Below are 25,729 nucleotides of genomic sequence, written 5' to 3' on the forward strand. Positions count from 1 at the left end.
GGGAAGGACACAGTTATGAACACCAATGTCATCAGCCTGGTTTCCATCGGCGCCCACCCGACCTCGGGACGGCCACGCCGGGCCGAGCAGGACGCCCGCGCCGTGGAACTGGGCCTGCAACTGGCTGGGGATAACCTGCAAGTGCTGCATGCAGGCGATGTCGCGGAACCGGCGTTGCGCGCTTATCTGGGCATGGGCCTGGAGCAGATGCATGTACTGGAACAGCCTGCTGGCGCCGATACCTTGCCGGCCTTGACTGCGTACCTGCGCGACGCCGGTGCGCAAGTAGTGCTGACCGGCAGTCAGGCGGAAACCGGCGAAGGTTCGGGGATGCTGCCGTTTCTGCTCGCCGAAGGGCTGGGCTGGCCGCTGGTGGTGGGGCTGGCGCAGGTCGAGTCGATCAACGACGGTTCGGCGCTGGTGCTGCAAGCCTTGCCTCGCGGGCAGCGGCGGCGGTTGAAGGTGCGCCTGCCGTTTCTGGCGACTGTGGATAACGCCGCGCCCAAGCCGCGGCAGAGCGCTTACGGCCCGGCGCGCCGTGGTGTGTTGAACGCCGAAGACGTGGAGGTGCTGGACGATGAACTGCTGGCCGTCGCCACGCTGCAACCGGCCAAACCACGGCCGAAACGCTTGAAAGTGATCAAGGCCAAGAGCGGCGCTGACCGGATGAAAGCTGCCACGGCCAAGGCCAGTGGTGGCGGTGGGCAGGTGCTCAAGGGCGTCACGGCGCAGGCCGGCGCTGAAGCTATCCTCAAACTCCTGATCGAAGAGGGCGTCGTCCGCTGACACACCGCAAATCCCATGTAGGAGCTGTCGAGTGAAACGAGGCTGCGATCTTTTGATCTTTAAAATCAAGATCAAAAGATCGCAGCGTGCCGCAGCTCCTACAGGTATGTGCCGTTCGGCGATATCGTGGTATTTACCCACAAACCCTGTTGGCGGATCTGTGGATAACGTGTTCGCCCATCCCCAGACCCCACGCCAATCAAGCCCTGCAGCCGCCCGATCAAAAAACAACCAGCCTAAGTTACGGTTTTTTCTGGTTTTTTCTGGTTTTTTCCAAAGACTAACGGCACAAGTTGCCCCCAATCTCTGTTGGCGCTTCTGTGGATAAGATGTTCGCTATCCCCTAAGAACCATATAAAACGTGGCTTACATGGGGCTGATTAAAAAATGATCAAGTTGCTGATTCTCACCGCGAAGACGCTCAGTAGAGCCCGGTTTTTCACAGTCGCAGAAGCTTTTCCACAGAACCTGCAAAGTTACCCCCGAAGTCTGTTGGCGTTTCTGTGGATAACGTGTTCGCCATCCTCTACAGGCCATGAAAGACGTGGCTTATAGATATTTGATCAAAAAGCGTACAATCCATTTCTCAAACCGCTCTTCTGGATAAGTCACGTTTTTTCTTTACTTATTCACCGCTATTTTTCCATCTCATCCACAGTTGTCCCCATTTGCTGTGGGTGGCTATGTGGATAACTTGTTTGCCAAACCCTGCGGGCCCCGCCAGGTAAGGTCTGAATCACGGTTGATCGGATTTCATACAGTTCTGCTGGTGTGTGAGCGCAGACGTCAAAAGATCGCAGCCTGCGGCAGCTCCTACAGGGGAAATGCATTCCTCAGGTAGGAGCTGCCGCAGGCTGCGATCTTTCGTTCTTGTTTAGCCCTGAACCGGAACGCCCTTGAGGTACGGCGCTGGCTCTGCGCCAAGGTTGCTCAGCATCCGCTCGCTGTACCAGTCGACGAAGTTGACCACACCAAACTCATAGGTCTTGGAGTACGGCCCGGGCTGGTAGGCGGTGGAGTTGATCCCGCGCTGGTTCTCTTCGGCCAGACGCCGGTCCTGGTCGTTGGTCGCATCCCACACCTGGCGCATGCGCTCGATGTCGTAGTCCACACCTTCCACCGCGTCCTTGTGCACGATCCATTTGGTGGTGACCATGGTTTCCTGGGCGCTGATCGGCCACACAGTGAAGACGATGATGTGGTCGCCCATGCAGTGGTTCCACGAGTGCGGCAGGTGCAGGATGCGCATCGAGCCCAGGTCCGGATTCTTGATCCGGCCCATCAGTTTGGCGCAGCCCTGTTTACCGTCCAGGGTCATCGACACGGTGCCCTTGAGCAGTGGCATACGCACGATACGGTTGCGCAGGCCGAAACTGGCGTGGGCGTAAGGGATCTTTTCGGCTTCCCACGCAGCGGCGGAGGCGGCGACGTGATCCTTGAACGCCTGATCGGCGCGCGGATCGGTAACGTCGTCCCATTCCAGCAGGGTTTTCAGCAGTTCCGGGTGCGAGGCGTTGCAGTGGTAGCACTCGCGGTTGTTTTCCAGCACCAGTTTCCAGTTGGCCTTTTCCATCAAGGTGGTTTGCACCGCCACCTTGGTGTTCTCCATGTCGTACGGTTCCATGTAGTGGTTCAGTGTCGACAGGAAGTCATCGATGGCCGGCGGATTTTCCGCCAGGCTGATGAAGATGTAGCCGCCGGCGGTCTTAACGTTCACCGGTTTGAGGCCGTATTGCTTCATGTCGAAGTCGGCGCCCATTTCGGTGCCGGCGAACAGCAGGCGACCATCCAGCTCGTACGTCCACTGGTGATAGTGGCAGACCAGTTTGGCGACCTTGCCTTTTTCACTGGTGCACAGGCGCGAGCCACGGTGGCGGCAGACGTTATGGAAAGCATGCACCACACCCTCGCCGCCACGGATGACGATGATCGGGTTCTTGCCGACCTGCAGGGTCAAGTAGTTGCCCTTGGCCGGGATTTCGCAGGTCATGCCGGCGATCAACCACTCTTTCTGGAAGATCTCCTGCATGTCGATATCGAACAGGCGCTCATCGCTGTAGAACGGTTGCGGCAGCGAAAAAGTGCGCTCGCGCTCTTGCAGCATTTGTGCAGTGGCCTTGCGTGCGGGTTCCAGCGGATCGCCCAGGCTGATTTTTGCGGTGACGTCCATCGATGTGATCCTCGAGGCCATTCTGTGTGGCCGATGAAAAGTGGCTGATCAGGGTGCTACGCAAGGTGTAAAGGTTTCGTCTTGTGTGAGGCGAGTGTGGGGCCGGCGCTGCCCGGAACCTTATCCATGGGCGACATGGCGCAATCTGTTCCCGACGCGCAACCCCCGGTGGTTGGGGGCTGGTCGCGATAAGTATGCCGATGTCGCGGATAGGTAAACGGGCGGTTCGCGCTATACGCAGAATCGCCACATGAAGGCCGGCAGTCGGCCGTGGAGAACAGCATGTCCAACAGCTTCCTGAATCCGGTCACCACCCAGACCTGGGCCAATGGCCGCCACATCGTCCGTTGCGTCAAAGTCATCCAGGAAACCTGGGACGTGCGCACCTTCTGCTTCATGGCCGACCAGCCGATCCTGTTCTTCTTCAAGCCCGGGCAGTTCGTGACCCTGGAGCTGGAAATCGAAGGCCAGCCGATCATGCGTTCGTACACCATTTCCAGCTCACCGTCGGTGCCGTACAGCTTTTCGGTGACCATCAAGCGCGTGCCGGGCGGCAAGGTCTCCAACTGGCTGCACGACACGTTGCATGAAGGGCAGGAGCTGGCGGTGCACGGCCCGGTCGGGCTGTTCAACGCCATCGACTTCCCGAGCCCGAAAGTGCTTTATCTCAGTGGCGGCGTGGGGATCACCCCGTGCATGTCGATGGCGCGCTGGTTCTACGACACCAACGCCAACGTCGACATGACCTTTATCCACAGCGCGCGCTCGCCGAAAGACATCATTTATCACCGCGAGCTGGAACACATGGCGTCGCGGATCGACAACTTCAGCTTGCACCTGATTTGTGAGAAGCATGGCTTGGGCGAGCCATGGGCCGGCTATCGCGGCTACCTCAATCACAAGATGCTGGAACTGATGGTGCCTGACTTCCTTGAGCGCGAAGTGTTCTGCTGCGGCCCGACGCCGTACATGACTGCGGTCAAGCGCCTGCTCGAAGCCGCTGGCTACGACATGTCGCGTTACCACGAGGAATCCTTCGGCGCCACGCCACCGGAAGCCCGCGCCGATGCAGTGGAACAAGCCGAACAGGCCGCCGAGGCACCGGAAATCGATGCGGCGGATCTGCATCAGGTGGAATTCACCGCGTCCGGTAAGAGCATTCGCGTGGCACCGGGCGAGACGGTCCATGCGGCGGCGGCCAAGCTGGGGCTGATGATCCCGAAAGCCTGCGGCATGGGGATTTGCGGGACCTGCAAGGTGATGAAGCTCGGGGGCGAAGTGGAGATGGAGCACAACGGCGGGATTACCGAGGACGACGAGGCGGAAGGGTTTATCTTGTCGTGCTGCAGTGTGCCCAAAGGCGACGTCAGAATCGAATTCTGATCGCGCCCCCCTGTAGGAGCTGCCGAAGGCTGCGATCTTTTGATCTTTATCTTAAAAACAAGATCAAAAGATCGTCCGATCGCGGCCCGAGCCTTCGGCAGCTCCTACAGGGGTAAGTATTTCAATCCACAAATAAGTCAGGCATCAGTGCCGCGCTGCTGTCCGGCTCGAAGCGGTAATGATCGAACTCAGTCGCGCCGCTCTCACGCAAAATCTCTTCATCAATCAACAACCGCCCAGTGATCTGCCGCCCACGGCTGCTCAAAATCACATGCGCCGCATCCGCCATGATCGCCGGTGTCCGCGCCTGTTTGAACGACTCCCGGCTGCCCAGCTGAAACTCGATCGCCGCCGTGGCAATCATCGTCTGCGGCCACAGCGAATTGACGCTGATGCCGTAACTGGCGAATTCCTCGCTCATGCCCATCGTCAGCATGCTCATGCCGTACTTGGTCACGGTGTAGGGGCTGAATTGGGCGAACCACTTGCTCGCCAGGTTCAGCGGCGGCGACAGGTTGAGGATGTGCCCGGCGGACTTTTTCAGATAGGGCAGGGCGGCTTGGCTGCACAGCAGCACGGCGCGGGTGTTGATCTGGTGCATCAGGTCGAAGCGCTTGAGTTCGATGTGCTGCACGCCAGTCAGCTTGATCGCCCCGGCGTTGTTCACCAGTGCATCGATCGCGCCGAAATGCTCGTTGGCCTGGGCCAGTGCCTGGCGCACGGCGTCGTCATCACGCACATCCACTTGCAGGGCTAACGCATTGCCGCCGGCGGCTTCGACCTCTGCGGCGACGCTGTGGATGGTGCCGGGCAATTTCGGATGGGCTTCGGCGCTCTTGGCCGCAATCACGATATTGGCCCCGTCCTTCGCGGCCCGCAGCGCAATCTCACGCCCGATGCCACGGCTGGCGCCGGTGATGAACAGGGTTTTGCCTTGTAACGACATGCCGATGCTCCTGCTTATTGTTATGTGAGCGGAGGCTCGACAAACAATGTAGACCAAGCAGCTGTCGCGATAGGGGCGGCGAAGTGAACTTGTGGCGAGGGAGCTTGCTCCCGCTCGGCTGCGCAGCAGTCGTAAACCCAGGCAATACGGTTTGTCTGACGAGCCGCCCACTCAGGTTTTGGGGCTGCTACGCAGCCCAGCGGGAGCAAGCTCCCTCGCCACAGGGGGTCAACTCATTACAGGAGATCCCCTCATCCAGGAGTTCATTTGCCATGTAATCAGGCGGACATGACTTCGCGGATGTCGCGAGCCAGTTCGCGTACGCGCTCTTCTTCGGTGTCCCACGAACACATGAAGCGTGCGCCGCCCTTGCCGATGAAGGTGTAGAAGCGCCAGTTCTTCGCGGTCAGGGCGGCGATGGCCGGTTCCGAGAGTTGCAGGAACACGCCGTTGGCCTGTACCGGGAACATCAGCTCCACGCCCGGGATGTCGCTGACCAGCTCAGCCAGCAATTGCGCGCAGTGGTTGGCGTGACGGGCGTATTTGAGCCAGGCGTCGTTTTCGAGGATGCCGACCCACGGCGCCGACAGGAAGCGCATTTTCGACGCCAGTTGCCCGGCCTGTTTGCAGCGGTAGTCGAAGTCTTCGGCCAGTTTGTGGTTGAAGAACAGGATCGCCTCACCCACCGCCATGCCGTTCTTGGTGCCGCCGAAGCACAGCACGTCGACGCCGGCCTTCCAGGTCAGGTCGGCTGGCGTGCAGCCGAGGAACGCGCAGGCGTTGGAAAAACGTGCGCCGTCCATGTGCAGGTGCAGGCCCAGTTCCTTGCAGGTGGCGCTGATGGCGCGGACTTCTTCCGGGGTGTAGACGCTGCCGACTTCCGTGGCCTGGGTCAGGGTCACCACGCGCGGTTTCGGGTAGTGGATGTCCTGGCGCTTGAGCGCAACTTCACGGATCGACTGTGGGGTGATCTTGCCGTTTTCGGTGCCGGCGATCAGCAGTTTAGAGCCGTTGGAGAAGAATTCCGGCGCGCCGCATTCGTCGGTTTCGACGTGGGCGGTTTCCGAGCAGATCACGCTGTGGTAACTCTGGCACAGCGACGACAGTGCCAGTGAGTTGGCGGCGGTGCCGTTGAAGGCGAAGAACACTTCGCAGTCGGTTTCGAACAGTTTGCGGAAATGGTCGGCCGCGCGTGCGGTCCATTCATCGTCGCCATAAGCGCGCTGGTGGCCGTGGTTGGCCTGTTCCATGGCAGCCCAGGCTTCGGGGCAGATACCGGAGTAGTTGTCGCTGGCGAATTGTTGGCTCTTGTCGGTCATGGCCGGCTTCCGTGGTCGAGACTCTTGTGAAGGCTCGTGGTCAATGAGGGTGCGCACTTTACCGAAGATCTTCCGGGGAGCACACGGGATGTCGCTGTCAGAAAATTACCAGTTTGTGGCCCGATTATGCACGTGACTAAACGCGACGGCGCGCTGGATTTGCTCAAGTGGCTGGCGCTGCTGAGCATGCTGCTCGATCACCTGCGATATGTCGGGATCAGCGCCGATTGGCTGTATGTTCCGGGGCGCATGGCGTTTGCGTGGTTCTGTCTGGCGATGGCGGCGAATCTTTCCCGTGCCGGTGCGCAGAAGACCGAATGGCGCTATCTCGGCTGGCTGTTGCTGTTCAGCGCGGTGAGTGAAATTCCTTACCGCTTGTACATTCCTGATCCCGACACCTTGAACGTGATGCCGACCCTGGCGCTGGGGCTGCTGGTGGCACGGGGGTGGCAGGATCGCACGCTGCTGTCGCGACTGTTGGGCGTCGGAGCCTTGTTGCTGGCCGCGCTGTTTTCACCGTGGCTGATGTTCGGCGTATTCGGCGTGTTGTTGCCGCTGGCGCTGCTGCTGGTGTTCCGTCGCCCCTGGTATTTCAGTCTGCTGCCGGGGCTGGTGTGTCTGGCGGGCAATCAGTGGCAGGTGCTGTATGAGGCGGCAGAGTTCGGCAATGTCGTGGCAGTCCTCGGCATCGCGGCGTGTCTGATGGCGCCATCGCTTGGGATGTTCTTGTTGCGACACTCCGGTTCTATCCATCCGTTGCCTATGCGCCGCTGGGCGTACGCGCTCTATCCCGCGCATTTCCTCCTGTTGCTCGCCATTCGCCACTTGATCGCATAACCCCTGTAGGAGCTGCCGAAGGCTGCGATCTTTTGATCTTTTAGAGTCAAGGTCAAAGGATCGCAGCCTTCGGCAGCTCCTACAGGGGGAATGCATTCTCCGAGTCATTTCCCGCCATGTCGTAAACGCACCTTTGCGTGGCGTCCGTAGGCATTTGAGCTGTCTGCGCCGGTCATACCATCGCATCAAAGGGCACTGTCGCAAGCGGCGTGCCTGACCAAGACAAAATGGCGCACAGAAGCCGCTGGGAGAGACGCGATGTTCAGCAAGCAAGACCAGATCCAGGGTTACGACGATGCACTGCTGGCGGCGATGAATGCCGAGGAGCAACGTCAGGAAGATCACATCGAGCTGATCGCGTCGGAAAACTACACCAGCAAACGCGTGATGCAAGCGCAAGGCAGCGGCCTGACCAACAAATATGCCGAAGGTTATCCGGGCAAGCGCTACTACGGTGGCTGCGAACATGTGGATAAAGTCGAAGCGCTGGCCATCGAGCGCGCCAAGCAACTGTTCGGCGCCGATTACGCCAACGTCCAGCCGCACTCCGGTTCGTCGGCCAACAGCGCCGTGTACCTGGCGCTGATCCAGCCGGGCGACACCATCCTCGGCATGAGCCTGGCCCACGGCGGTCACCTGACCCACGGCGCCAAAGTGTCGTCCTCGGGCAAGCTGTACAACGCCGTGCAGTACGGGATCAACACCGACACCGGGCTGATCGATTACGACGAAGTCGAGCGTCTGGCCGTCGAGTGCAAGCCGAAGATGATCGTTGCCGGTTTCTCCGCTTACTCGAAGACCCTGGACTTCCCGCGCTTCCGGCAGATCGCCGACAAGGTCGGTGCGCTGCTGTTCGTCGACATGGCCCATGTGGCCGGTCTGGTCGCCGCCGGTCTGTACCCGAACCCGCTACCGTACGCCGACGTGGTCACCACCACCACCCACAAAACCCTGCGCGGTCCGCGTGGCGGGCTGATCCTGGCCAAGTCCAACGAAGAGATCGAGAAGAAGCTCAACGCCGCGGTATTCCCCGGCGCCCAGGGCGGCCCGCTGATGCACGTCATCGCCGGTAAGGCGGTGTGCTTCAAGGAAGCGCTGGAGCCAGGCTTCAAGGCCTATCAGCAGCAAGTGATCGACAACGCCAAGGCCATGGCCAGCGTGTTTATCAAACGTGGCTACGATGTAGTGTCCGGCGGTACCGATAACCACCTGTTCCTGGTCAGCCTGATCCGTCAGGGCCTGACCGGCAAAGATGCCGACGCTGCCCTCGGCCGCGCCCACATCACCGTCAACAAGAACGCCGTGCCGAACGACCCGCAATCGCCGTTCGTGACCTCGGGCCTGCGCATCGGCACCCCGGCCGTCACCACGCGTGGCTTCAAGGTCGCTCAGTGCGAAGTGCTGGCCGGCTGGATCTGCGACATTCTCGACAACCTCGGTGACGCCGACGTTGAAGCGAATGTGGCCAAGAACGTCGCGGCACTGTGCGCCGACTACCCGGTTTATCGCTGAGCGGTTTGGAGTAAATGACTATGCAACGCTATTCGGGCTTCGGCCTCTTCAAACACTCCCTCAGCCACCACGAAAACTGGCAGCGCATGTGGCGCACGCCAACGCCGAAGAAGGTCTACGACGTGGTCATCGTCGGCGGTGGTGGGCACGGTCTGGCGACCGCCTATTACCTGGCCAAAGAGCACGGCATTACCAACGTCGCCGTGGTCGAGAAAGGCTGGCTGGGCGGCGGTAACACCGCGCGCAACACCACCATCGTGCGCTCCAACTACCTGTGGGACGAGTCGGCGCACCTGTACGAACACGCGATGAAATTGTGGGAAGGCCTGTCGCAGGACCTGAACTACAACGTGATGTTCTCTCAGCGTGGCGTCTACAACCTGTGCCACACCCTGCAGGACATTCGTGATTCCGAGCGTCGGGTCAGCGCCAACCGCCTTAACGGCGTCGATGGCGAGCTGCTCAACGCCAAGCAAGTCGCGGACGAGATCCCGTACCTCGACTGCTCGAAAAACACCCGCTACCCGGTGATGGGCGCCACCGTCCAGCGTCGCGGCGGCGTCGCCCGGCACGATGCCGTGGCCTGGGGCTTCGCCCGTGCGGCTGACGCATTGGGCGTGGACTTGATCCAACAGACCGAAGTGATCGGTTTCCGCAAGGAAAACGGTGTGTGCATCGGCGTTGAAACCAACAAGGGCTTCATCGGCGCCAAGCGCGTCGGCGTGGTCACTGCCGGTAATTCCGGGCACATGGCCAAGCTCGCCGGTTTCCGTCTGCCGATCGAATCCCACCCGCTGCAAGCGCTGGTGTCCGAGCCGATCAAACCGATTATCGACAGCGTGATCATGTCCAACGCCGTGCACGGTTACATCAGCCAGTCCGACAAGGGCGACCTGGTGATCGGCGCCGGTATCGACGGCTACAACGGCTACGGCCAACGCGGTTCGTACCCGGTGATCGAACACACCATCCAGGCCATCGTCGAAATGTTCCCGGTGCTGTCGCGGGTGCGCATGAACCGGCAGTGGGGCGGCATCGTCGACACCACGCCGGACGCCTGCCCGATCATTTCGAAAACCCCGGTGCCGAACATGTTCTTCAACTGCGGTTGGGGCACCGGCGGCTTCAAGGCAACTCCCGGCTCGGGCAACGTGTTTGCCGCGAGCCTGGCCAAGGGTGAAATGCACCCGTTGGCCGCACCTTTCTCCATCGACCGTTTCCACAACGGTGCGTTGATCGATGAACACGGCGCTGCTGCGGTTGCCCACTAACAGGAGAAATCCCCATGTTGCATATCTTCTGTCCTCACTGCGGCGAACTGCGCTCCGAAGAGGAATTCCACGCATCCGGCCAGGCGCACATTCCGCGTCCACTGGATCCAGCTGCCTGCACTGATGAAGAGTGGGGCGACTACATGTTCTTCCGCGACAACCCGCGCGGTCTGCACCATGAGCTGTGGGATCACGTCGCCGGTTGCCGCCAGTACTTCAACGTCACCCGCGACACCGTGACCTACGAGATTCTCGAAACCTACAAGATCGGCACCAAGCCGCAATTCACCGACAAGGCTGATACGGCGAAAACAGCCACGACGGCGCTGGGAGAGAAGGTATGAGCCAGACCAATCGCCTGTCCAACGGTGGACGGATCGACCGCAACAAAGTGCTGAGCTTCACCTTCAACGGTCAGAGCTACAAAGGCTTCGAGGGCGACTCGCTGGCCTCGGCCCTGATCGCCAACGGCGTCGACATCATCGGCCGCAGCTTCAAATATTCGCGTCCCCGCGGGATCTTCGCCGCCGGTGCCGAAGAGCCAAACGCGGTGCTGCAGATCGGTGCGACCGAAGCCACCCAGATTCCCAACGTGCGCGCCACGCAACAGGCGCTGTACCAAGGCCTGGTCGCCACCAGCACCAACGGCTGGCCGAGCGTCAACAACGACATGATGGGCATTCTCGGCAAGGTCGGCGGCAAGCTGATGCCGCCGGGTTTCTACTACAAAACCTTCATGTACCCGCAATCGTTCTGGATGACGTACGAGAAGTACATTCGCAAGGCTGCCGGCCTGGGCCGTTCGCCGACCGAAGTCGATCCGGACACCTACGACTACATGAACCAGCACTGCGACGTGCTGATCGTCGGCGCGGGCCCTGCCGGTCTCGCCGCAGCCCTGGCCGCTGCGCGCAGCGGTGCCCGGGTGATTCTGGCTGACGAGCAGGAAGAGTTCGGCGGCAGCCTGCTCGACTCCCGCGAAAGCCTCGACGGCAAGCCGGCGGTGGAGTGGGTGGCCAGCGTCATCGCTGAACTGAAGAACACCCCGGACGTGCTGCTGTTGCCGCGCGCCACGGTCAACGGTTACCACGATCACAACTTCCTGACCATTCACGAACGCCTCACCGATCACCTCGGCGACCGTGCGCCAATCGGTCAGGTGCGTCAGCGCATCCACCGCGTTCGCGCCAAGCGTGTAGTGCTGGCGACGGGTGCGCATGAGCGTCCGCTGGTCTACGGCAACAACGACGTGCCGGGCAACATGCTCGCCGGTGCGGTCTCGACTTATGTGCGCCGTTACGGCGTGGCACCGGGCAAGAAGCTGGTGCTGACCACCAACAACGATCATGCCTACCGCGTGGCGCTGGACTGGCTCGACGCCAGCCTGCAAGTGGTAGCCATCGCCGATGCGCGCAGCAACCCGCGTGGTGCGCTGGTGGAAGAAGCTCGCGCCAAAGGCATCCGCATCCTCACCGGCAGCGCCGTGATCGAGGCACGTGGCAGCAAGCGTGTGACCGCTGCCCGCGTTGCTGCGATCGATGTCAAAGCCCACACCGTGACCAGCCCGGGTGAATGGCTCGACTGCGATGTGATCGCCAGTTCCGGCGGTTACAGCCCGGTTGTGCACTTGGCTTCGCACCTCGGCGGCAAGCCGACCTGGCGTGAAGACATCCTCGGTTTCGTACCGGGCGAAGCGCCGCAGAAACGTGTGTGCGTCGGTGGCATCAACGGCGTCTACGGCCTCGGCGATTCGCTGGCCGATGGTTTCGAAGGGGGCGCTCGCGCTGCCAGTGAAGCCGGTTTCGGTGTGGTCGAAGGCACCTTGCCCAAAGCCCTGAGCCGTCTCGAAGAAGCGACCCTGGCGCTGTTCCAGGTGCCGCATGAGAAGGGCACCTCGCGGGCACCGAAGCAATTCGTCGACCTGCAAAACGACGTCACCGCCGCCGCCATCGAACTGGCGACCCGCGAAGGTTTCGAGTCGGTCGAGCACGTCAAACGCTATACCGCGCTGGGCTTCGGCACCGATCAGGGCAAGCTCGGCAACGTCAACGGTCTGGCGATTGCCGCGCGTTCGCTGAACGTGACCATCCCGCAGATGGGTACCACGATGTTCCGCCCGAACTACACGCCGGTGACCTTCGGTGCAGTAGCGGGTCGTCACTGTGGGCACATCTTCGAACCGGTTCGCTACACCGCGCTGCATGCCTGGCATGTGAAGAACGGCGCCGAGTTTGAAGACGTCGGCCAGTGGAAGCGTCCTTGGTACTTCCCGAAAAACGGTGAAGACCTGCACGCGGCCGTGAAGCGCGAATGCAAAGCCGTGCGCGACAGCGTCGGCCTGCTCGACGCCTCGACCCTGGGCAAGATCGACATTCAAGGCCCGGATGCCCGCGAGTTCCTCAACCGCGTGTACACCAACGCCTGGACCAAGCTCGACGTGGGCAAGGCCCGTTACGGCCTGATGTGCAAAGAAGACGGCATGGTCTTCGACGACGGCGTGACGGCCTGCTTGGCCGACAACCATTTCGTCATGACCACCACCACTGGCGGCGCGGCTCGCGTGCTGCAATGGCTGGAGCTGTATCACCAGACCGAATGGCCGGAGATGAAGGTGTACTTCACGTCCGTCACCGACCACTGGGCGACCATGACCCTGTCCGGGCCGAACAGCCGCAAGCTGCTCAGCGCCGTGACCGACATCGATCTGAGCAACGAAGCGTTCCCGTTCATGACCTGGAAAGAAGGTCTGGTCGGCGGTGTGCCGGCGCGGGTGTTCCGCATCTCGTTTACCGGTGAGCTGTCGTACGAAGTCAACGTGCAGGCCGACTACGCGATGGGGGTTCTGGAGAAGATTGTTGAGGCCGGCAAGCAGTACAACCTGACGCCGTACGGCACTGAAACCATGCACGTGCTGCGTGCCGAGAAGGGTTTCATCATCGTTGGTCAGGACACTGACGGCTCGATGACCCCGGACGACCTGAACATGGGTTGGTGCGTGGGTCGTACCAAACCGTTTTCGTGGATCGGCCAGCGCGGCATGAACCGTGAAGACTGCGTGCGTGATCAGCGCAAACAGTTGGTGGGCCTGAAGCCGATCGATCCGAACGTCTGGCTGCCGGAAGGCGCTCAGTTGGTGTTCAACACCAAGCAGGCGATCCCGATGACCATGGTCGGCCACGTGACCTCGAGCTACGCGCACAACTCCCTCGGCTATTCGTTTGCCATGGGTGTGGTCAAGGGGGGTCTCAAACGCATGGGCGAGCGAGTGTTTGCACCGCTGGCCGATGGCAGCGTGATCGAGGCGGAGATTGTTTCTTCGGTGTTCTTCGATCCGAAGGGTGATCGGCAGAACATTTGATGGTTCGGCTCCTGTGGAGTGCAGTCGCACCGCGGTGACTTCATCGCGAGCAGGCTCACTCCTACAGGTGATCGCGTACCCCTTGTAGGAGTGAGCCTGCTCGCGATAGCGGTAGATCTGCTTGCAAAGGGTTCAAGTCAGAATTCAGGAAGGTGCTTTATGACCACAGCCAACGTGTACCAACAACGCCCAACCACCGGTGCCCGTGCCGAGTCGTCGCTGCACCATGCCGACCTCGCCAGCCTGGTCGGCAAGGGCCGCAAGAACGCCGGCGTGATCGTGCGTGAAAAGAAACTTCTCGGCCATCTGACCATTCGTGGCGATGGCCACGATGCAGCCTTCGCCGCCGGTGTGCACAAGGCCCTGGGCATCGAATTGCCCGGCGCCCTGAGCGTGATCGTCAAAGGCGAAACCAGCCTGCAATGGATGGGCCCGGATGAGTGGCTGCTGATCGTGCCGAGCGGTGAAGAGTTCGCCGCCGAGAAGAAACTGCGCGAAGCGCTGGGCGATCTGCACATTGCGATCGTCAACGTCAGCGGCGGCCAGCAAGTGCTCGAACTCAGCGGGCCGAACGTGCGTCAGGTGCTGATGAAGTCCACCAGCTACGACGTGCACCCGAACAACTTTCCGGTCGGCAAAGCGGTCGGCACGGTGTTCGCCAAGTCGCAGCTGATGATTCGCCACACCGCCGAAGACACCTGGGAACTGCTGATCCGCCGCAGCTTCTCGGATTACTGGTGGTTGTGGTTGCAGGATGCGTCGGCCGAATACGGCCTCAGCGTCCAGGCCTGACACGATTGACGGTTATGGCTGCTTTTTGTAGTGAGGGGGCTTGCCCCCGTTGGGTGGCGAAGCCGCCCCAAAACCAGCCAACGTGTTTCATCAGGTAAATCGGATTCGCAGGTTTGCGACTGCTTCGCAGCCGAACGGGGCAAGCCCCCTCGCCACAAAAAGGCATTCCAGCACAGGCCAGCTCCAGTACCGGGCCCTCTGTGAACACCGCGTTTGAAACAGGAGTCACCGCCCCATGAGCCGCGCCCCAGACACATGGATTCTGACCGCCGACTGCCCCAGCGTGCTCGGCACCGTGGACGCGGTGACGCGTTTTCTGTTCGAGCAGGGTTGCTACGTCACCGAGCACCACTCGTTCGATGACCGGCTATCGGGCCGTTTCTTCATTCGTGTGGAATTCCGTCAGCCCGATGGCTTCGACGAACAGTCCTTCCGCGCCGGCCTCGCCGAGCGTGGGCAGGCGTTCGGCATGGTCTTCGAACTGACGGCGCCGAACTACCGGCCGAAAGTAGTGATCATGGTCTCCAAGGCCGATCACTGCCTCAACGACTTGCTCTACCGCCAGCGCATCGGCCAGTTGTCGATGGACGTCGCGGCGGTGGTGTCCAACCACCCGGATCTCAAGCCCTTGGCTGATTGGCATCAGATCCCTTATTACCACTTCCCCCTCGATCCCAACGACAAGCCGTCGCAGGAGCGTCAGGTGTGGCAGGTGATCGAAGAATCCGGCGCCGAACTGGTGATCCTCGCCCGCTACATGCAGGTGCTGTCGCCGGAGCTGTGCCGCAAACTCGATGGCAAGGCGATCAACATCCATCACTCGTTGCTGCCGGGGTTCAAGGGCGCCAAGCCGTATCACCAGGCCTACAACAAGGGCGTGAAACTGGTGGGCGCCACGGCGCATTACATCAACAACGATCTCGACGAGGGGCCGATCATCGCCCAGGGCGTCGAGGCGGTGGATCACAGTCATTACCCTGAGGATCTGATTGCCAAGGGGCGGGATATCGAGGGCCTGACGCTGGCCCGGGCCGTTGGTTATCACATCGAAAGAAGGGTGTTTTTGAACGCCAATAGAACCGTCGTTCTTTAGATAGCTAAAAGATCGCAGCCTTCGGCAGCTCCTACAGGGGATGCGATTTATGCAGGAGCTGCCGAAGGCTGCGATCTTTTGATTTACCGAGCACTTAACGCGCTGCCTGCCTGGGCAACGCGGTTCCATAAAAACAACAGCGAGGTGAAAGCATGTCTGGCAATCGTGGTGTGGTGTATCTCGGCGCTGGCAAGGTCGAAGTGCAGAAAATCGACTATCCGAAAATGCAGGACCCGCGCGGCAGGAAGATCGAACACGGTGTGATCCTGCGTGTGGTGTCCACCAACATTTGTGGCTCTGACCAGCACATGGTGCGCGGCCGTACAACGGCGCAGACCGGTCTGGTGCTGGGGCATGAAATCACCGGCGAAGTGATCGAAAAGGGTTCCGATGTCGAGAACCTGAAAATCGGCGACCTGGTCTCAGTGCCGTTCAACGTGGCTTGCGGGCGCTGCCGTTCCTGCAAGGAGCAACACACCGGCGTCTGCCTGACCGTCAACCCGGCCCGTGCCGGCGGTGCCTACGGTTACGTCGACATGGGCGACTGGACCGGCGGCCAGGCCGAGTACGTGCTGGTGCCGTACGCCGACTTCAACCTGCTGAAACTGCCGGATCGCGACAAGGCCATGGAGAAAATCCGTGACCTGACCTGCCTCTCCGACATTCTGCCGACCGGCTATCACGGTGCGGTCACTGCAGGCGTCGGCCCGGGCAGCACCGTTTACATCGCGGGCGCCGGCCCGGTCGGTCTGGCCGCAGCCGCTTCCGCACGTCTGCTGGGCGCGGCGGTGGTGATCATCGGCGACGTCAACACCATCCGCCTGGCTCACGCCAAGGCCCAGGGTTTTGAAGTGGTCGACCTGTCGCAAGACACCCCGCTGCACGAACAGATCGCCGCACTGCTGGGCGAACCGGAAGTCGATTGTGCAGTGGACTGCGTGGGCTTCGAAGCCCGTGGTCACGGCCATGACGGGGTGAAAGCCGAGGCCCCGGCCACCGTGCTCAACTCGCTGATGGGCGTGGTGCGCGTAGCCGGCAAGATCGGTATTCCGGGCCTGTACGTGACCGAAGACCCGGGCGCTGTCGACGCTGCCGCGAAAATGGGCAGCCTGAGCATCCGCTTCGGTCTGGGCTGGGCCAAATCCCACAGCTTCCACACTGGCCAGACCCCGGTGATGAAGTACAACCGCCAACTGATGCAGGCCATCATGTGGGACCGCATCAACATCGCCGAAGTGGTGGGCGTGCAGGTGATCAGCCTCGATCAGGCGCCGGAAGGGTACGGCGAGTTCGATGCCGGTGTGCCGAAGAAGTTTGTGATTGATCCGCATAAGTTGTTTAGTGCGGCGTAATGCTTAACCAAGATGAAAAAACGGCACCGCTAAGGTGCCGTTTCTGTTTGGTTTTTTATGACCAGGGATTATTCAGGGCGAACTTGGGCTGCTTGCATTCCTTTTTGTCCCCTCTCGGCTACGAATGAAACCGTTTGCCCTTCTTCGAGAGTTTTGTCTCCATCAATCTCAATAGCCTTGAAATGGACAAAAAGATCATCGCCGCCGCCAGCTGGAGTAATGAAACCAAAGCCTTTTTCTTCGTTAAACCATTTGACCGTACCGGTTTGTCTGTTTGCCATGCCCGTGATTCCCATTTGATAGATTGGTTAAACATTAGACTGAGTAATTCAAAGGCCTAAAAAAATCAGATAGCGGCCAATGCCCTTTGATAGAGAACCGGCCTAGTCGGATGCCCGGTCTGCAATCCTGTTTTGGGCTCAAGGCTTACCGTCACCTACGACCTTCTGCACCCGGTCTCGTCGAGTGAGGACAGGCGCTCGGCATGGACTTTGAAATGACCGCGCCGAACTACCGGCGAACGTGGTGAGCATGGTGTCCTTGGCCGATCACTGCCTCAACGGCCTGCTCTATCGCCCGCGCACCGACCAGTTGTTGATGTACGTCGCGGTGGTGTCCAACCATCCGGATCTCAGGCTTGGGAAAGGCAGCCATGGGCTGCCTTTTTTGTTGTAGATGTTCAACCTTGCGTACGTTATTTGAACGCGCACTTTTGAACGTCACCGTCTTTGGTGGCGCAATCATCGCCTTGCCAATTGCCACCGTCGCCGGCAGTTGGTTTTCCCGTTGGCCAGACGAGCGATGCCCCAATATCCGGTTTCATTTTGCCGTCTTCGTACTGGCAGACGACTCTGGCGTCATTGCTGTCTTTATCCTTGATGCGTGCCGCAGTAAATTTGAGCGCTTGCGCAGCACTCTCGCTGGTGCTCGCAGGGTCAACGTCGACAGTCAGCTTCTTGGTCGGTCCACTCACCTCAAATGTGCCATCATTTTTCTTCGTGAAAGAACTGGCAGGTGGACAGGTGCTCGCATAGGCAGTAGTCGAGAGAGCCAAAGCAATCAAAGCGCCAGCGGTAAGTTTCTTCAACATGTTGTGTACTCCGTTACATTTTCTGGAGTGCCAATTGTTCAAGCACAACAAAAAACTTCCTACTGTCAGATCTGACAGGTTTATAGTTCATTTCGAAATATCGGTTCGCATGGCTTGCAACTAAAGAACCTAAAAGATCGCAGCCTTCGGCAGCTCCTACACGGGATTTATGTAGGAGCTGCCGAAGGCTGCGATCTTTTGATCTTTGCATTAGAGGGCTGCTAAAGCACCCTGATAGAGAACCGGCCCTGTCGGCTGCCCGGTCGGCGAACCACCTTTAGGCTCAAGACTTACCGCCAGCGCGATCGGTTTACCGATCAAGGCTTGCTGCGCCTCGTTCAACTCAACCTTGCCTTTGCCTCCCACCGGAATCACCCCCAGCGAGATCGGTTTGCCATCCGCCGGAATCGCCCACAACTCCAGGCTACGATCCGCATCAACGGCCGCCAATGTCAGCGGCTCGACTTGCAGATAATCCGCATGCGCCTCGACCTTCAGCGCTGGTTGCGCGTCTGCGGTCAGCAGGGTGGCGTGGTAGCGGGCGTCGTCGCGGTTGTACAGCGAACCGAGGAACACCAGCACCACGATCGAACAGACTGCGGCGGTGATTCGCAGCCAGTTCCAGAACGGGCGTTTTTCGGGGACATGCAGTACTTGCGGTTCGATCCGCGCGGTGATGCCTTGCCAGACGTGTTCCGGCACTGGCTGCTCCGGTATCGGATCGGTCAGGCTGGCGAGGCTGTGCTGCCAGTGCGCGAGTTCCGCGCGAAGTGCGGCATCGTCCAGCAGCAACTGTTCAAAACGCCGACGCGCCGCCGAGGACATCAGGCCGATGGCGTAATCGGCCGCGAGGGCGCGGCGCAGGGCAGGGGTCTGGTAGTTCATGATTCAAGGCACCTGCGCAGACGTTCCATGCCGCGGCGAATCCATGATTTTACCGAGCCCAGTGGTGCGGCCAGGTGGTCGGCCAGTTCCGCGCAGGATAGCCCCTGAAAATAGGCGACGGTGATCGATTGGCGCTGCTGGCCGTCGAGGGTGTCGAGGCAGCGGTGCAGCGCGCTGGCCTCACGGCTGCTGTTCAACAGCTCAAGCGCCGAAGGGCCTTCGTCTGCAAGAGCGTCCTGTTCGACCTCCGTCAGCGGCCGGTCGCGATGCTTGCGCAATTGGTCGATGGCCTGATGGCGGGTGATGGTGATCATCCAGGTCAGCGGCGCCGACAAATGAGCTTCGTAGCGCGAGGCGTTGTTCCAGATGCGCACGAAGCTTTCCTGCAGCACTTCCTCGGCCAGATCCGCCCGGCCCATGAAACGCTGGGCCACGCCATGCAAGCGCGGGCCGACGCTGCGATAGAGGGTTTCGAACGCACGCCGGTCGCCCAGTGAACACTGGGCCAACAGCTGGCGCAACTGATCGGTGTCGGCGGTGGAAATGACGGTTCTCCAGACAATAGACGGGCGACGAGGGCGCTGCTCGGGCTGTTCTCAGGCTAGTTCAGCGGCAGCGCTTGTGCCATTCATCTCGGGTTATCCGCGGTTTCACGTTTTATAGACGTGGCTTTCCTGAAAATGGATGCGCCGGCGAGGAACATGCCAGCGGATACCCGGTCAAACCGGCAGTTTCGCCGCCTATTGAAGGGCGGTTACCACAGCGCAAGAGGATGTCTGAATGAAGATTTCACGCGGTATTGCCTTGGCTTCACTGATGACTCTGGCGGCCGGTCCGGTGTTCGCCGGTTTCAGCTTGAACGATGTCGCCGGTGCGGTTTCGGGCATGCAGGGCGGCGACAAGGCTGCCGCCGCTGCGCCGACCTCGGAAACCGCCGGTTTGCTGCAAGCCGTGACCGGTCTCGGTGTTACGCCTCAGCAAGCCGTCGGTGGCACCAGCGCCATGCTTGGCTTGGCCAAGAACCAATTGAGCAGCACCGATTATTCGCAGTTGGCCAAAGAAGTGCCGGGTATCGACAAACTGTCGGGCGGCAGTGGCAATCTGGCTGCGTTGAGCGGTTTGCTGGGCTCGTCGGGCAAGTCAGCCGGGCTGGAAAATGCACTGGGCAACGTCAAAAATACCAGCGACCTGAACAACGCCTTCGGTGCGTTGGGCATGGACAGTGGCATGGTCGGTCAGTTTGCTCCGGTGCTTCTCAAGTATCTGGGTGATCAAGGCGTCGGCGGCCCGCTGCTGCAGAGCCTGGGCAGCATCTGGGGCGCCGGCACCGGTAGCTGATTCAGCCGCGCTCGCCGCGCAGTTCGGTGATGCGCTGATCCTTCTCGGTCCAGAGCTGGTTGACCCAGCTCTGGACCTGCTCGCGAAACACCGGATCGTTCTCGTAATCACCCTGTGACAGCGCCGGGTCGAGTTCGCGGGTCTTGATGTCGACGATCACCCGCGGCACGCTACCGCTGATCAGATCCCAGAACCCCGGAATCGTCTGCTGTGGATAAACCACGGTCACGTCGAGGATGGCGTCCAACTGCTCCCCCATCGCCGCCAGAACAAATGCCACGCCGCCAGCCTTGGGCTTGAGCAGGTGCTTGAACGGTGACTGCTGCTGCGCGCTTTTCGCCGCAGTGTAGCGGGTACCTTCCAGATAGTTGACCACCGTCACTGGCTGACGCTTGAACAACTCGCAGGCCTGTCTGGTGATTTCCAGATCCTTGCCCGCCAGTTCCGGGTGCTTGGCCAGGAACGCCTTGGTGTAGCGCTTCATGAACGGGTAATCCAGCGCCCACCACGCTAGCCCCAGGAACGGCACCCAGATCAGCTCTTTCTTGAGGAAGAACTTGAAGAACGGCGTGCGCCGGTTGAGGGTCTGGATCAGCGCCGGGATGTCGACCCACGACTGGTGGTTGCTGACCACCAGATACGAGGTGTCACCGCGCAGGTCTTCGCCGCCGCGAATGTCCCATTGGGTGGGGATGCACAGGCGAAAGATCAGCTTGTCGATTTCGGCCCAGGTCTCGGCGATCCACATCACCGCCCACGACGCGTAATCGCGCCAGCGCCCGGGCGCGATCAGCTTGAGCAGAGCAAAGACCATCAACGGCCCGATCAGGATCAGGGTGTTGAGCAACAGCAGCAGGGTGACGAAACAGCCGGTGAGCAGGCGGCGCATAAGCAACTCTATGAAGGCGGATGGGCGCGCCATGATAAGTGGCTTCGGACGACAGGCCAAATCGGGGCTGACGAATGTTTCACTTTTGGGCCGGTATGCTTTGAATGATTACGCACCACCCTGACGCGAGGGAGCATGCTCCCGCTGGGCTGCGAAGCGGCCCCAGATCCATTCACCTCGGTGTGTCAGGCGAAACATGCAGGCTGGTTTTTACGCCGACTGCGTCGTCGAGCGGGAGCAAGCTCCCTCGCCACAAAGGTTGGCGGTAAACCAACTATCGTGTTTTTTCGCGGTCTAGAATTCGGCGTTGAGCCCTCATTTTCCAAGGAAGCCCCTTACGTGAAATCTCTCCTTGCACTGTTTGCCCTCGTCGCCCTGCCGGTCATGGCCGCCGAGCCGACCCTGTACGGGCGCTACGAATACATTGCGCTGCCGGAAATCGGCGGTGAAGTGCTCAAGGCCAAAATGGACACCGGCGCACTGACCGCCTCGCTGTCGGCCAAGGACATCGAAACCTTCACCCGTGACGGTGAAAACTGGGTGCGTTTCCGCCTCGCCACCAAGGACGCCAGCAACAAGGTCTACGAACACAAGATCGCGCGGATCAGCAAGATCAAGAGCCGTTCGGATGAGGAAGACGAAAGCGACAGCACCGAGGTCGCCAAGCGTCCAGTGGTCGATCTGGAGCTGTGTCTGGGCAACGTCAAGCGTACCGTGGAGGTCAACCTGACCGATCGCAGCAACTTCAACTACCCGCTGTTGATCGGTGCCAAGGCCTTGCGCGAGTTCGGCGCAGCAGTAAACCCGGCGCGGCGTTTCACCGCCGACAAACCGGACTGCTAGTGGTCTCATTGACGTAACGTCAGGCTTGGGGCACCGTTCGCGCACTTAACCCATGGGCTCGGACGCCATGCCTCATATCCTGATTGTCGAAGACGAAGCGGCGATTGCCGACACGCTGATTTTTGCCCTGCAGGGCGAGGGGTTCGCCACCACGTGGCTGAGCCTCGGCGCGGCGGCGCTGGAGCATCAACGGCAGACCCCGGCGGATCTGATCATCCTCGACATCGGCCTGCCGGACATCAGCGGTTTCGAAACCTGCAAACAGCTGCGGCGCTTCAGTGAAGTGCCGGTGCTGTTCCTCAGTGCCCGGGACGCCGAGATCGACCGGGTGGTGGGACTGGAGATCGGTGCTGACGACTACGTGGTCAAGCCGTTCAGCCCGCGGGAAGTCGCGGCGCGGGTGCGGGCAATTCTCAAGCGCATGGCCCCGCGTCCTGCGGTGGAAACCGCTTCGGCCGTGTTTCGCATCGATCCCGAGCGTGTGCTGATTACCTATCGCGGCCAGCCACTGAGCCTGACACGCCACGAATTCCGTCTGCTGCAATGCCTGCTCGAACAACCGCAGCGTGTGTTCAGCCGCGAGCAATTGCTCGACGCACTGGGCGTTGCCGTCGACGCCGGTTACGAGCGCAGCATCGACAGCCACATCAAAAGCGTGCGCGCCAAACTGCGTCTGGTGCGTGCCGACGCCGAGCCGATCCAGACCCATCGCGGCCTCGGCTACAGCTACAGCCCGGGGCACAGCTGATGTCGCTGGGGCTGCGGATCTTTCTGGTGTATGTGCTGTTTGTCGGCCTGACCGGCTACTTCGTGCTCAACACGGTGATGGAAGAAATCCGCCCGGGTGTGCGCCAGTCCACCGAAGAAACCCTGGTCGACACCGCCAACCTGATGGCGGAAATCCTCCGTGATGATTTCAAGGCCGGGACACTCAGCGAGAACCGCTGGCCAGAATTGCTGCGTGCCTATGGCGAGCGTCAGCCGCAGGCGACGATCTGGGGATTGCCGAAAAACCAGGTCAACCACCGCATCTACGTCACCGACGCCAAAGGCATCGTGGTGCTGGACTCCAGCGGGGTGGCGGTCGGTCAGGATTACTCGCGCTGGAACGATGTCTACCTGACCCTGCGTGGTGAGTACGGCGCTCGGTCGAGCCGCAGCGATCCGAATGATGCGAACTCTTCGGTGATGCACGTCGGTGCACCGATCCGCGACAACGGCCGGATCATCGGCGTGGTCACCGTGGCCAAGCCCAACAGTTCATTGCAGCCTTACGTCGATCGCACCGAGCGGCGCTTGTTGTTTTACGGCGCCGGACTGATCGGCCTGGGATTGCTGTTCGGCGCCTTGTTGTCATGGTGGCTGAGTCGCGCGCTGCACCGTTTGACCGGCTACGCCCAGGCCGTGAGTGAGGGGCGCCGGGTCGAAGTGCCGCATTACCGTGGCGGTGAGCTGGAACAACTGGCCACGGCGGTGGAGCAGATGCGCACCCAACTGGAGGGCAAGGCCTACGTCGAGCGCTACGTGCACACCCTGACCCATGAATTGAAAAGTCCGCTGGCGGCGATTCGCGGTGCGGCGGAGTTGCTGCAGGGTGACATGCCCCCCATCCAGCGCCTGCGCTTCGTCGGCAACATCGACAGTGAAAGCGCACGGATGCAGCAGTTGATCGAGCGGCTGCTGAACCTGGCGCAGGTGGAGCAGCGTCAGGGGCTTGAAGAGCGTGTGGCGGTGCCGCTGGCGGTACTGGTCGATGAATTACTCCGGGCGCAGGCGGCGCGAATCGAAGGCCGACGGCTCAAGGTCGAGCAGACGATTGCGCCGGATCTGTTGCTGATCGGCGAACCGTTTCTGCTGCGTCAGGCGCTGGGCAACCTGCTGGACAATGCGCTGGATTTCACCCCGGTCGCCGGGCTGCTGCGCTTCAGTGCCGAGCGTGTCGGGGAGCAGGTCGAGTTCCGCCTGTTCAATGAAGCGGCGCCGATTCCCGAGTACGCCTTGCCGCGTCTGAGTGAGCGGTTTTACTCGCTGCCGCGTCCGGACAGTGGGCGTAAAAGCACCGGGCTTGGACTCAACTTCGTTGAGGAAGTGGTGAAGTTGCATGGTGGGTCGATGCATATCCGCAACGTCGAGAGCGGCGTGGAAGTGATTTTGCGCCTGCCTTGATACCGTAAAAAGATCGCAGCCTTCGGTAGCTCTTACAAGGGAACGCAATCTCATGTAGGAGCTGCCGAAGGCTGCGATCTTTTGATCTTTCCACACAAACTCCACAATCGCCCCATATTCCTCTCACACAGCCCAAACAGACTCTGCCCATCCAAACAGGGAGAGTCCCATGAACAAGAATCTGACCATAAAGCTCGGGGCCATCGCCCTGCTGATCCTGCTGTTGCTGATACCACTGCTGATGATCGACGGCATCATCGACGAGCGCCAGCAACTGCGCGACGGCGTGCTGGAAGACATCGCGCGCAGTTCCAGCTACAGCCAGCAACTGAGCGGGCCGGTGATGGTGGTGCCGTATCGCAAGGTGGTGCGCACCTGGAAGACCAACGAGAAAACCAATAAGCGTTATGAAGAGCTCGGCGAAGAACGCGGTCGTCTGTATTTTTTGCCGGGGCGCTTTGAGCTCGACGGGCAAGTGCAAACCGAACTGCGCGCCCGAGGCATCTACGAGGCGCGGCTGTTCCATGCCGACAATCGCATCACTGGGCATTTCTCGTTGCCGGCGCAGTTGGGCATCAAGGAAGACTTCGCCGATTACCAGTTTGATGCGCCGTTTCTGGCGGTGGGTATCAGCGACATTCGCGGCATCGAAAACGCGCTGAAACTGGAGCTCGACGGCCAGCGCCTGGACTTCGTACCTGGCACTCAGGTGGGCTGGCTCGGCGAAGGTGTGCGAGTCACGCTGCCGGCGCTGGATACCCGCAAAGCCACGGAACTGGCCTTCGGCTTCGACCTGCGGTTGCAAGGCACCGGTTCGTTGCAAGTATTGCCGGTGGGCAAGACCAGCCATGTCAGCCTCGCCGCCAACTGGCCGCACCCAAGCTTCATCGGCAACTTTCTGCCGGGCAAGCGCGAGATCAGTGATCAGGGTTTCAGCGCCGATTGGCAGACCTCGTTTTTCTCCACCAACTTGCAAGAAGCCATGAACCGTTGCGTCATGGGCAATGACTGCGAGGCGTTCAACGGGCGCAGTTTTGGCGTGAGTTTCATCGACCCGGTGGATCAGTACCTGAAGAGTGATCGGGCAATCAAATATGCACTGCTGTTCATCGTCCTGACGTTCGCCGGTTTCTTCCTGTTCGAAGTGCTCAAGAGCCTCGCGGTGCACCCGGTGCAATACGCGCTGGTCGGTGTCGCGTTGGCGTTCTTCTACTTGTTGTTGCTGTCGCTGTCGGAGCACATCGGTTTTGCCCTGGCGTATCTGCTGTCGGCCAGTGGCTGTGTATTGCTGATCGGGTTTTATGTGTGCCATGTGCTGCACAGCGTGCGCCACGGTCTGAGTTTTTCTGCGGGATTGGCAGCGTTGTATGGCCTGCTGTATGGCTTGCTGAGCGCTGAGGATTACGCGCTGCTGATGGGTTCGCTGCTGCTGTTTGGCTTGCTCGGTGTGTTCATGGTGCTGACGCGCAAACTCGACTGGTATGGGATCGGGCAGAAATCAGCCAAGCCGCTGGAGTTTGATGTGGGGGCGATGCAATGAGCGGGTTGCTGGGGTTGCGTGAGGATCAGAGCTGGAAGGATGAGTTGGTGACGCAGATTATCGGGTTTCTGCCAGTGAAACCGAGCGGGTGCATTCGCGAGCAAGTTCGCTCCCACAGGAGTACGCATTCCAATGTGGGAGCGAGCTTGCTCGCGAAGA

At 60.5% G+C, this 25,729-nt stretch carries 23 protein-coding genes and 1 pseudogene; 16 read left to right on the forward strand and 8 right to left on the reverse strand.

The window, feature by feature from the left end; all coding sequences use genetic code 11:
- The first annotated feature begins 15 nt into the window (after positions 1-15).
- Positions 16-786 (forward strand): electron transfer flavoprotein subunit beta, encoded by a 771-nt coding sequence (etfB, locus tag KKQ10_RS07680; RefSeq protein ID WP_215500696.1) that lies wholly within the window; start codon positions 16-18, stop codon positions 784-786.
- Between the two features lie 874 nt (positions 787-1,660).
- Here etfB and gbca read toward each other — a convergent pair.
- Positions 1,661-2,956, reverse strand: coding sequence for a glycine betaine monooxygenase oxygenase subunit (gene gbca, locus KKQ10_RS07685; protein ID WP_215500697.1), 1,296 nt, complete (start codon positions 2,954-2,956; stop codon positions 1,661-1,663).
- Between the two features lie 282 nt (positions 2,957-3,238).
- Between gbca and gbcB the strand changes: the two genes are divergently transcribed.
- Positions 3,239-4,339, forward strand: a complete 1,101-nt coding sequence (gene gbcB, locus KKQ10_RS07690) for a glycine betaine monooxygenase reductase subunit (protein WP_127647838.1) — start codon at positions 3,239-3,241, stop codon at positions 4,337-4,339.
- A gap of 121 nt (positions 4,340-4,460) precedes the next feature.
- Here gbcB and KKQ10_RS07695 read toward each other — a convergent pair whose 3' ends face one another.
- Together KKQ10_RS07695 and KKQ10_RS07700 are read right to left on the reverse strand one after the other, a co-directional pair.
- Complete coding sequence (locus KKQ10_RS07695; protein WP_215500698.1) at positions 4,461-5,285, reverse strand: SDR family oxidoreductase; 825 nt, start codon at positions 5,283-5,285, stop codon at positions 4,461-4,463.
- A 278-nt stretch (positions 5,286-5,563) separates the two neighbouring features.
- Complete coding sequence (locus KKQ10_RS07700; protein WP_127647836.1) at positions 5,564-6,604, reverse strand: threonine aldolase family protein; 1,041 nt, start codon at positions 6,602-6,604, stop codon at positions 5,564-5,566.
- Positions 6,605-6,730: 126 nt separating this feature from the next.
- On the opposite strand from KKQ10_RS07700, the gene KKQ10_RS07705 reads away from it, so the two are divergent.
- From KKQ10_RS07705 to fdhA, 8 genes are all read left to right on the forward strand, one after another.
- A complete protein-coding gene (locus KKQ10_RS07705; RefSeq protein WP_127647835.1) occupies positions 6,731-7,441 on the forward strand; it encodes a TraX family protein in 711 nt (236 codons plus the stop codon).
- A 258-nt stretch (positions 7,442-7,699) separates the two neighbouring features.
- Positions 7,700-8,953, forward strand: coding sequence for a serine hydroxymethyltransferase (gene glyA / locus KKQ10_RS07710; protein WP_027610662.1), 1,254 nt, complete (start codon positions 7,700-7,702; stop codon positions 8,951-8,953).
- Positions 8,954-8,973: 20 nt separating this feature from the next.
- Complete coding sequence (locus tag KKQ10_RS07715; RefSeq protein WP_003206307.1) at positions 8,974-10,224, forward strand: sarcosine oxidase subunit beta; 1,251 nt, start codon at positions 8,974-8,976, stop codon at positions 10,222-10,224.
- Positions 10,225-10,238: 14 nt separating this feature from the next.
- On the forward strand, positions 10,239-10,568 hold the full coding sequence (locus KKQ10_RS07720; protein ID WP_007962600.1) for a sarcosine oxidase subunit delta: 330 nt from the start codon (positions 10,239-10,241) through the stop codon (positions 10,566-10,568).
- A complete protein-coding gene (locus tag KKQ10_RS07725; protein WP_215500699.1) occupies positions 10,565-13,582 on the forward strand; it encodes a sarcosine oxidase subunit alpha in 3,018 nt (1,005 codons plus the stop codon). The genes KKQ10_RS07720 and KKQ10_RS07725 overlap by 4 nt, the downstream gene beginning before the upstream one ends.
- Before the next feature lie 159 nt (positions 13,583-13,741).
- A complete protein-coding gene (locus KKQ10_RS07730; RefSeq protein ID WP_215500700.1) occupies positions 13,742-14,374 on the forward strand; it encodes a sarcosine oxidase subunit gamma in 633 nt (210 codons plus the stop codon).
- A 235-nt stretch (positions 14,375-14,609) separates the two neighbouring features.
- Entirely contained in the window at positions 14,610-15,467 is an 858-nt protein-coding gene (purU, locus tag KKQ10_RS07735) for a formyltetrahydrofolate deformylase (RefSeq protein WP_064589552.1), read from the forward strand.
- Between the two features lie 152 nt (positions 15,468-15,619).
- The gene (gene fdhA, locus KKQ10_RS07740) at positions 15,620-16,819 is read left to right on the forward strand and encodes a formaldehyde dehydrogenase, glutathione-independent (RefSeq protein ID WP_215500701.1); all 1,200 of its coding nucleotides are present in this window, start codon (positions 15,620-15,622) and stop codon (positions 16,817-16,819) included.
- Between the two features lie 68 nt (positions 16,820-16,887).
- Here fdhA and KKQ10_RS07745 read toward each other — a convergent pair whose 3' ends face one another.
- On the reverse strand, positions 16,888-17,100 hold the full coding sequence (locus KKQ10_RS07745; RefSeq protein WP_215500702.1) for a cold-shock protein: 213 nt from the start codon (positions 17,098-17,100) through the stop codon (positions 16,888-16,890).
- A gap of 188 nt (positions 17,101-17,288) precedes the next feature.
- Between KKQ10_RS07745 and KKQ10_RS07750 the strand changes: the two are divergent.
- Positions 17,289-17,485, forward strand: a pseudogene (locus KKQ10_RS07750) (formyltetrahydrofolate deformylase); the annotation flags it as partial.
- 28 nt (positions 17,486-17,513) lie between these two features.
- Here the strand turns inward: KKQ10_RS07750 and KKQ10_RS07755 are convergent.
- The 3 genes from KKQ10_RS07755 to KKQ10_RS07765 form a co-directional block, all read right to left on the reverse strand.
- The gene (locus KKQ10_RS07755) at positions 17,514-17,909 is read right to left on the reverse strand and encodes a hypothetical protein (protein WP_127647831.1); all 396 of its coding nucleotides are present in this window, start codon (positions 17,907-17,909) and stop codon (positions 17,514-17,516) included.
- Positions 17,910-18,119: 210 nt separating this feature from the next.
- Entirely contained in the window at positions 18,120-18,794 is a 675-nt protein-coding gene (locus KKQ10_RS07760; RefSeq protein ID WP_215500704.1) for an anti-sigma factor, read from the reverse strand.
- Positions 18,791-19,357: an RNA polymerase sigma factor gene (locus tag KKQ10_RS07765; RefSeq protein WP_127647829.1), complete on the reverse strand. Its 567-nt coding sequence runs from the start codon at positions 19,355-19,357 to the stop codon at positions 18,791-18,793. The genes KKQ10_RS07760 and KKQ10_RS07765 overlap by 4 nt, the downstream gene beginning before the upstream one ends.
- Positions 19,358-19,574: 217 nt before the next feature.
- Here KKQ10_RS07765 and KKQ10_RS07770 point away from each other — a divergent pair, with 217 nt between their 5' ends.
- Positions 19,575-20,132, forward strand: a complete 558-nt coding sequence (locus tag KKQ10_RS07770) for a DUF2780 domain-containing protein (protein ID WP_127647828.1) — start codon at positions 19,575-19,577, stop codon at positions 20,130-20,132.
- A 1-nt stretch (position 20,133) separates the two neighbouring features.
- Here the strand turns inward: KKQ10_RS07770 and yihG are convergent, their stop codons facing one another.
- Positions 20,134-21,021: a 1-acylglycerol-3-phosphate O-acyltransferase, YihG family gene (yihG, locus tag KKQ10_RS07775; protein WP_215500705.1), complete on the reverse strand. Its 888-nt coding sequence runs from the start codon at positions 21,019-21,021 to the stop codon at positions 20,134-20,136.
- A gap of 339 nt (positions 21,022-21,360) precedes the next feature.
- On the opposite strand from yihG, the gene rloA2 reads away from it, so the two are divergent.
- The 4 genes from rloA2 to creD all read left to right on the forward strand — a co-directional run bounded on the left by rloA2 (position 21,361) and on the right by creD (position 25,570).
- Positions 21,361-21,864, forward strand: a complete 504-nt coding sequence (gene rloA2, locus KKQ10_RS07780) for a retropepsin-like aspartic peptidase RloA2 (protein WP_215500706.1) — start codon at positions 21,361-21,363, stop codon at positions 21,862-21,864.
- A gap of 67 nt (positions 21,865-21,931) precedes the next feature.
- Positions 21,932-22,612, forward strand: a complete 681-nt coding sequence (creB, locus tag KKQ10_RS07785; protein WP_215500707.1) for a two-component system response regulator CreB — start codon at positions 21,932-21,934, stop codon at positions 22,610-22,612.
- Positions 22,612-24,030, forward strand: a complete 1,419-nt coding sequence (gene creC / locus KKQ10_RS07790; RefSeq protein WP_215500708.1) for a two-component system sensor histidine kinase CreC — start codon at positions 22,612-22,614, stop codon at positions 24,028-24,030. The genes creB and creC overlap by 1 nt, the downstream gene beginning before the upstream one ends.
- 169 nt (positions 24,031-24,199) lie before the next feature.
- On the forward strand, positions 24,200-25,570 hold the full coding sequence (gene creD, locus KKQ10_RS07795; protein ID WP_215500709.1) for a cell envelope integrity protein CreD: 1,371 nt from the start codon (positions 24,200-24,202) through the stop codon (positions 25,568-25,570).
- Positions 25,571-25,729: the final 159 nt, after the last annotated feature.

It is taken from the genome of Pseudomonas sp. MG-9 (assembly GCF_018729515.1).
GTDB classification, from domain to species: domain Bacteria; phylum Pseudomonadota; class Gammaproteobacteria; order Pseudomonadales; family Pseudomonadaceae; genus Aquipseudomonas; species Aquipseudomonas serboccidentalis.